At 63.9% G+C, this 7,270-nt stretch carries 7 protein-coding genes; 6 read left to right on the top strand and 1 reads right to left on the bottom strand.

Features of this window, described 5'->3' with window-relative positions:
* From ACTIGC_RS13325 to ACTIGC_RS13300, 6 genes are all read left to right on the top strand, one after another.
* Window positions 1-653 (top strand): hypothetical protein (locus tag ACTIGC_RS13325; protein ID WP_439634880.1); only part of this gene is annotated, 653 nt, incomplete at its 5' end.
* Entirely contained in the window at window positions 653-1,339 is a 687-nt protein-coding gene (locus ACTIGC_RS13320) for a class I SAM-dependent methyltransferase (RefSeq protein ID WP_439634879.1), read from the top strand. The genes ACTIGC_RS13325 and ACTIGC_RS13320, both read left to right, overlap by 1 nt.
* Window positions 1,339-2,394, top strand: a complete 1,056-nt coding sequence (locus tag ACTIGC_RS13315; protein WP_439634878.1) for an N-acetylneuraminate synthase family protein — start codon at window positions 1,339-1,341, stop codon at window positions 2,392-2,394. The genes ACTIGC_RS13320 and ACTIGC_RS13315 overlap by 1 nt, the downstream gene beginning before the upstream one ends.
* Window positions 2,394-3,395, top strand: coding sequence for a hypothetical protein (locus ACTIGC_RS13310; RefSeq protein ID WP_439634877.1), 1,002 nt, complete (start codon window positions 2,394-2,396; stop codon window positions 3,393-3,395). Before ACTIGC_RS13315 ends, ACTIGC_RS13310 begins: the two co-directional genes overlap by 1 nt.
* On the top strand, window positions 3,392-4,138 hold the full coding sequence (locus ACTIGC_RS13305; RefSeq protein ID WP_439634876.1) for a cytidylyltransferase domain-containing protein: 747 nt from the start codon (window positions 3,392-3,394) through the stop codon (window positions 4,136-4,138). The genes ACTIGC_RS13310 and ACTIGC_RS13305 overlap by 4 nt, the downstream gene beginning before the upstream one ends.
* The gene (locus ACTIGC_RS13300) at window positions 4,135-5,469 is read left to right on the top strand and encodes an FAD-dependent oxidoreductase (protein WP_439634875.1); all 1,335 of its coding nucleotides are present in this window, start codon (window positions 4,135-4,137) and stop codon (window positions 5,467-5,469) included. The genes ACTIGC_RS13305 and ACTIGC_RS13300 overlap by 4 nt, the downstream gene beginning before the upstream one ends.
* Here ACTIGC_RS13300 and ACTIGC_RS13295 read toward each other — a convergent pair.
* Window positions 5,466-7,256: a tetratricopeptide repeat protein gene (locus ACTIGC_RS13295; RefSeq protein WP_439634874.1), complete on the bottom strand. Its 1,791-nt coding sequence runs from the start codon at window positions 7,254-7,256 to the stop codon at window positions 5,466-5,468. The genes ACTIGC_RS13300 and ACTIGC_RS13295 overlap by 4 nt on opposite strands.
* Window positions 7,257-7,270: the final 14 nt, after the last annotated feature.

Genomic DNA, 7,270 nt, shown 5'->3' with positions numbered 1-7,270 from the left:
CCGAGGAAGCGCTGACGGGCCGGGAGATTGGCGTGGATGGCGCGGTCATTGGCGGCGAGGTGCGGCTGCTTTCCATCCGCTGGAAAATGCTCACCCCTGCGCCGCACCGCCAGGCGATCAGCTATCTCGCCAAGGACCCGGCAGGCGAAGCCGTCAGCCCCCAAGTCGCTGCCATCGCCGCCAAGGCCTTTGGCGCGCTTCAGTGCGATAACGTGCTCTTCCATGCCGACATGATGGTGAGCGATGAGGGGCGGGTCAGCCTGATCGAGCTTGCCCCGCGCCCCTCCGGCCACGCCATCCATTCGGCGCTGCTGCCGCTCTGCCACGGGCAGAACGTGATGGAGAGCTTCATCTCGCTGGTGCTGATGGGGCAGGTGATGGCGCCGCTGAATTTCCAGCGTCCCGCCTTCTTCTCCTTCCTGCCCGTGCCGCCGGGGCGCGTCGCCGCCACGCCGGACTTTGCAGGCCTGATCGCGGAAGTGGAGCGAATCGCGGTCAAGTGCGAGCTGGAAAAAGGCGAGTTGCTTGGCCCCCTGATTGATGGCGCCAGCGCCCTGCAGCGCGGCTTCATGGTGATGCTGACCGCAGACGAGCTGGAGGGCATGCGCATGGCCGGGCGGCTGGCGGCCCTGGTGCCGGTGGAGAGCAAGTGATGGCGGAGGAAAGCGCAGTGCGCACCGGCGTTGCCGCCTTCTGGGGGGCGGAGGCGCTGGCCCATGTCTTGAGCTGGCCGGACGAGAATCTGGTGCGCTTCCTGGGCACGCGCTTTTCAGACCGTGCCGGAAACGCGAGCCGCCGCGCTGTGGAGATTGGCTGCGGCAATGGCCGCAATCTCTTCGCGCTGGAGCGGCAGGGCTTTGAAACGCTGGGCGTCGACATCTCCGAAGACGCCGCCAATAACTGCCGCGCGATCCTCTCCGCTGCGGGGATGAAGGCGCGCGTGCTGACCGGCGCGTTTCAGGACGTGCTGACACCCGCTGAGCCGTTTGACCTCATCGTCTGGGACAGCCCCTTCATCGATACGGAAGCTGGCATGGCGGACGGGTTTGCGCGCGCCCGCGCGCTCCTGAAACCCGGCGGCATGCTGTGGGTGAAGTTCCGTCATCCGGAAAGCTGGTTTGCCGGGCTCGGCGCGCATCGGGGCGGGGGCACGTATCTGCTCGATGATCGGGCTGGGCCCTATGCCGGCGCGCTCTATTCCTTCCACGACCGGGCGGCGGGCGAGGCGATGCTGAAAGCGGCGGGCTTTGCCATCTCCAACGCGGAGCGGGTGGAGCTCTGGAAGAAAAACGAAACCGAACGCCATGTCTGGACGGTGTTCTGGGCGGAGGCAGGCTGATGGCGGCGAGTTTTAATGTTGCGGGCCGCACGGTCGGCGGGGACGCGCCCTGCTTCATCGTCGCCGAGATCGGCGCGAACCATGATGGCGACCCTGAGCGCGCGCGAGAGCTGGTCGATATGGCGGCGGCTGCTGGGGCAGATGCCGTTAAGTTTCAGACCTATAGCGCCGCCGAGCTGGTGGCTGACCCGGACCGTGTGCTGACCTGGGGGCGGGAAGGGCGCGAGCGCACCGAGACGATTGGCGGGCTGTTTGACCGGCTGGCTCTGCCGCGCGCGGCGCACAAGTCCTTGTTTGAATATGCGAAATCCAAGGGCATCATTCCCTTTTCCACCCCGTTCAGCCTTGATGGCGTCGATTTTCTCGAGCGTCTCGACGTGCCGCTCTGGAAAGTCGCCTCCTCGGATGTGCGTGACAGATTCCTGCTCGAGCATCTGGCACGCACCGGCAAGCCGGTCATCCTCTCGACCGGAAAATCGCTGCTGCCCGAAACCGTCCGCGCGGTCGACACGTTGCGCGCCGGAAATGTGCCATTTGCGGTGCTCCACTGCCTCGCCCAGTACCCCGCTCCGATGGAAGAGGTGAACCTTGCGACAATCCCCGCCTTCAAAGGGGTATTTCCGGACGCGGTCATAGGTTTTTCAGACCATACGATAGGTATAACGGCGGCCCTCGGATCTGTGGCTCTGGGGGCCAAGATAGTGGAGCGGCACGTCACCTATGATCAGGACGCGGACGGGCCGGACCACTGGTTTTCCTCATCGCCTCAAGAGTTTAGCGATCTCTGCCGCGAAATCCGCCGTCTGGAGGCGGCAATCGGCGGTGTACGCACCGGAATTCTGCCGTCCGAGGTGCGTGAACGCGAAGTTTCCGTTAGATCCCTGATACTTAAGCGCGGCCTCAAGGCGGGCGAGGTAATCACGGCCGATCACCTGGAAACAAAACGTCCGGGCCACGGCATTGACCCCTATGATGCTGAAAAGATTATCGGAATGGCCGTTCCGCGCGACCTTGAGCAGGGCTCTGTCCTCACCTGGGAGGCGCTGAAGGCCTGATGCGGGTATTGATCTGGACGGCGGGAGGCGGGGATGCCGGGATCGGGCATCTCACCCGTTGCCAGTCACTTATCCCCGCTTTGCTGAAACGCGTCGCGAAGGTGCAAGTCATTGCCGAAGCACCGGTTTCTCTTAGTGCCTTCATCGAAGCGGAGGGCGCTGACGTCCAACTTATCCCTGATGCAGGTGCGGCTTTATCCGCCCTGAAACGCGCGCTCCCGGCGGACGTGCTGGTCGCAGACCGGCCGGATCTGACGCAGGTGGATAGCGAGGCTCATTATGCCGCCGGGGCGGCGCGTATCGCCCTCCTCGCCAGTTCCAGAATGGGTCATTATTCCAGCGACTTGGCGATAGTCGATGATCCGGTTCTGACCGAGGCCGGCCCGCCCATGGCGCGGCGGATAGAGGTCGGCGCCCATCTCCACATGGTCCGCTGTGACGTGCTGGCCCTGCGCCCGCCAGCCCCGCGCGTGCTGGGGGGGAGTTATGCCAAGCTGTTGATTGCCTTGAGTGGTTCTGATCCCGGAAGGCTCACCGAACCCCTGGTGGAGGCGCTTCATCGTCTATCCTACCATTCCGGTCTATCCCTCCATCTGACCGCGCTCATCGGGGCAGGGTGGGAGGCGCAGAGACGGCTGAACCTGCTTGAATCGGTTGGTGAAGGCATTGAAATTATTGATCAACCTAAGTCGCTTGCCGGTGCGATTGCCAGCGCCGATGCCGTGGTGACGCTGGGCGGGCGCACGACTTATGAGGCTTTTGCGCTTGGCCGGCCGGCCTTCTGCCTGCCGTGGGACACGACGGCGGATTACGTCTTCGCGCTGGATGCGCAGAAACTGGCGCTCGCCATTGATCGTGAACCGGAACGGGCCGCGCGGGCGATCCTTGCGGCGCTGGATAGTCCGGCGGATATCAATGCCCGTGCCGCGCGCGCCTTCAATATCGTGGATGCCGGGGCGGCAGGCCGGGTCGCGGCGCTCTGTCTGGAGGGGTTCGCATGAAGGCTGCAGCGATCATCCAGGCGCGCATGACCTCCTCACGCCTTCCCGGCAAGGTGTTGATGGAATTGGGTAATCGCCCGATGCTCCAGCTCGTGCTAGGGCGGCTCCAGCGCAGCAAACACCTCTCTGACATCATCGTCGCCACCAGCGCGGAGGAGGCCGATGACCCGATTGTCGATCTCTGCGCTGATCTCGCCATTCCCGTCGCGCGCGGCTCCCGCGATGATGTTTTATCCCGCTTTGCCGGGGCTCTTCATCTCACCAGAGCCGACACGATTGTCCGCGTGACGGCGGACTGCCCGCTCATCGATTCTGCGTTGATCGACAACGCCTTGGGCGTGTTCGCCACTGAGCGCCCGGACCATCTCTCCTGCGGGTCGGATGGCGGTTATCCACGCGGGATCAACGCAGAAATCATCGCCCGTGCCGCGCTGGAGCTCGCGGCCCGGGAAGCCGCCGAACCCTTCGAGCGCGAGCACGTGACGCCCTTCCTCTATACGCGTCCCGACCGCTTCCGGCTGGTAAAAATGGAGGCCCCACAAGAGCTTAGGCGGCCAGATTACCGCATTACGGTCGATGAGCCGGCTGACATGGCGATGATGGAGGCGTTGCTCGAGGGCATTGGCGGCGATCCGCTGGCGATAAGCCTTTATGATGTCGTCGCTTTTCTGGACGTTCACCCGGAGGTGGCCGCCATGAATGGCGGCGTATACCAGAAGCACTTCACGGAGACGGGACGATGAGCGGCGCAGTCGTTGTCGGAGGCGGCCCGGTCGGGCTGGTGGCGGCCATCCTGCTGAAACGCAAGGGCTTTGCCGTCACGCTGCTGGAGCGCGACAGCGAGCTTGGCGGGCTGATGCGCTCGCTGCCCGTGATTAACGGGTTCGAGTTTGACAATGGCACACGCTTCGTACCACGCCTGGGCGATGCCAGGCTCGATGCAGATGCGCTGGACCCGCGTGAAAACTGGCTGGAATTCAACCAGTTGCCGTCTGGCTCTTTCTTTGCCGGGCGGTTTCAGGAGGCGACCGGCTTTCTCGACATCAATGGCCTGTCTGCTCCCGTGCGCGAAACGGTGGAGGCAGGGTATTTTGATGCTGGCGGTAGCGGTGAAGATACGGAAACCGTTGATGAATTTCTAAGAGGCAGGTTCGGTGCAGCGGCGCTGGACCAGGTGCTGGCGCCTGCTTTGACCAAGATCACCGGGCTTGCCCCGGAAGAACTGTCGCCAGGTGTGGCATCGCTTTACGGCCTGTCGCGGCTCGTGATGTTCACACCCCAACGCACGCGCGAGCTGAAAACCGATCCGGTTCACGATGCCCGCCTTGCCTTCCATTCACGTGATGAGGGCGCGCCGTCTGACCCGTCGCGAGTGTTCCGCTATCCGGGGCGGGGCGGAATTGGTCATTGGGCCCAGAGGCTTGAGACCATTGCCCGGGAAGAAGGCGTCACCATCCGCACCGGCCTCGCCGCCGAAAAGGTGGAGCCGGGCGCGTCGGGCAGCGCGCGTCTGGCACTAACGGACGGATCCATGATTGAGGCAGACAGGCTGGTCTGGAGTGTGCCGGGTGCCTTGTTGCTGCGGGCGGCTGGCGCGCTGCCGCCGGGCCCGCCGCCAAGGATGACGTCAGGCCTCGCGCTCTATCATGCCGTGGTCGATCGCCCGTTTGCTACGAAGCTGTTTTACATCACAAATTATGATCCGGCCTTTGCCAGCTACCGCGTCACGCTCTACCCGAATGTGCAAGGGATGCCGATGCGGGAGGGGCAGTATCATCTGACCGTGGAGGTCATCCTCAACGCCCACCGCAGCGAGGCTCCGCCGTCAGCGCAGATCTTGGACGAGCTGGCCCGCATGGGCGTTCTCGCGCCCGGCACCTGTGTGCTGGCAGAGGCGATTACCCATGTGCGTCAGGGCTTTCCGCTGCCCACACCGGGCCTTGCCGCCCAGCAAAAAGCGCATGGGGAGCGGCTTGCCGAGCTCTTTCCGGATACGCTGGTGCTGGGGCGCGGGCAGGCGGGTGCCTTCTTCCTGCGCGATGCGCTGGGTGAGGTGGTGAGGGCGCTGGCCTAGGCCGCTTCAGCTTTGTGCGCTTTGACAAAACCTTCAAAGGCTTCCGCCATGTTCTTCATGCCGCCTGCCCAGTCGCGATAGCGGTTGCCGGTGAAGGTGCGCGTCTGGGGATACCAGAGCATCTGGTCGCGGCCCAGCAGCGTCCAGCTTACCGCAATCGGGCGGATGAACCAGACCTGCCCGCCCACCGAGGCGGTGAGGTTTGTGGTAGCGTTCATCGGGCCAAGCACCAGATCACAGGCCTTGCCAAGCGCCGCCACGCCGTCGAGATCATCCTTCAGATCAATGTCTTGCGGCTGATGGATTTTCACACCGAAGCGCGCTTCGGCGTCGGCCAGCTCCTCGTCCACATCGCCATATTGCAGGTTGATAAACACGGCGCCGGGCGTTTTCAGGATAGGCTTCCACATCTCGAAGGGCGCAAAGTGCTTGGAGCGGGCCGCGTTCATCTTCAAGGACTTCCACAGCACGCCCACCTTGGGGCCGCTACCCAGCGCTGCAAGCTGTTTGCTGAAGGCAGCCACGCGGGCCGGATCGGCGGTCAGAAAGCCGGGCTCATCCGGGAAGTCATCCGTGCTGGAGCGGAAGGCACGGCAGAGATTACCCGCTGGCGTCCACAGATTGGCCTTGCCGTCCTTGAACAGATCCGGGGCGTGGCGGTGCTGGCGGCCTTCGCGCTCCACCGTGTAGTGGCGCTCGACAATGGCTTTCGGGAAGGAACGCTGCAGCAGCGGGACCATCCGCTTCTCGCACGCGATGCGCAGCTCGCCCTCCGGGCCGACAGCCTTTTGCGCGTCGTGGAAGGTGCTGGCAAACAGCACTTCATCGCCAATGCCCTGCTCACCAACGACCACGAGGGTCTTGCCCTTAAGCTGGGCGGGGTCTGCCCCATCCCAGGGGCGGGCGGGAATGAGGAAATTGGTGGCAAAGCGGTAGTGCATGTTCAGGCGCGCCCGGTAGAGGTCCCAGCCCTCCGCCAGCCGCCCCGCAGACAGCAATGTGTGCGAATAGCCATGGGTGGAAATGATCCGGTCGGGCTCGGCTTCCGCATTGTCGATGGCTGTCTTGAAGTGCTCCAGCGCGCCTTCAACATCGCCGGTCAGTTCCAGCGCATGGGCGAGGTTATGCGCGGCGCGGGCATAGCCCGGCCGGAGCCGGAGCGCTTCGGCGTGGAAGGTGATGGCCTCGGCGGCGTCCCCGCTCTCCATCACCGTTGTGCCCATCGCGTTCCACAGATCGGCATTTTCCGGATCGCCATAGATCGCCTGGCGCAGGAGTTCGATCGCATCCTCGAACTTGGACTGGTCGCGCAATATGCTGGCCAGCTGCACTGCGCCGCCCTTCGCATTTGGGGTCATGCGCAAATAGATGCGCATGAATTTTTCTGCGGTCGGCAACAGTCCCAACTTGGAGGCCAACACGCCAAGGCTTTTGTAAATCTCGGGATTGGCCGGATCGCGCTGCAGCGAGCGCTCATAGAATTCCAGCGCCTTGGACAGGCGGCCCAGATGCTCCAGCGCCATGCCCATTGCCTGGTTGACCACCGGGTGATCCGGGTGTGAGTCCAGCAGCTTCAGGACGAGGCGTGCGCCTTCTGCGGCTTTGCCTTCGTCGACCAGCGACATGGAGCGGCGCAGCCGGGCGGCGATTTTCGGATCGGCCTTGACGGCAGGGCTGGCGTCCAGGTCCAGGCCGGGTATGGCGGTGGTGCGCGCGTCCTGCGACGGGTTGATGATGTCCTCAACGCCTTTTGCGAGTTCCGCATCAAGATCGAGAAGCATGCTCATGGTCGCGTCCTGCC

It is taken from the genome of Glycocaulis sp. (genome assembly GCF_051859565.1).
In the GTDB taxonomy this organism is placed as follows: Bacteria; Pseudomonadota; Alphaproteobacteria; order Caulobacterales; family Maricaulaceae; genus Glycocaulis.
This window is presented reverse-complemented; position numbering and strand designations above follow the sequence as displayed.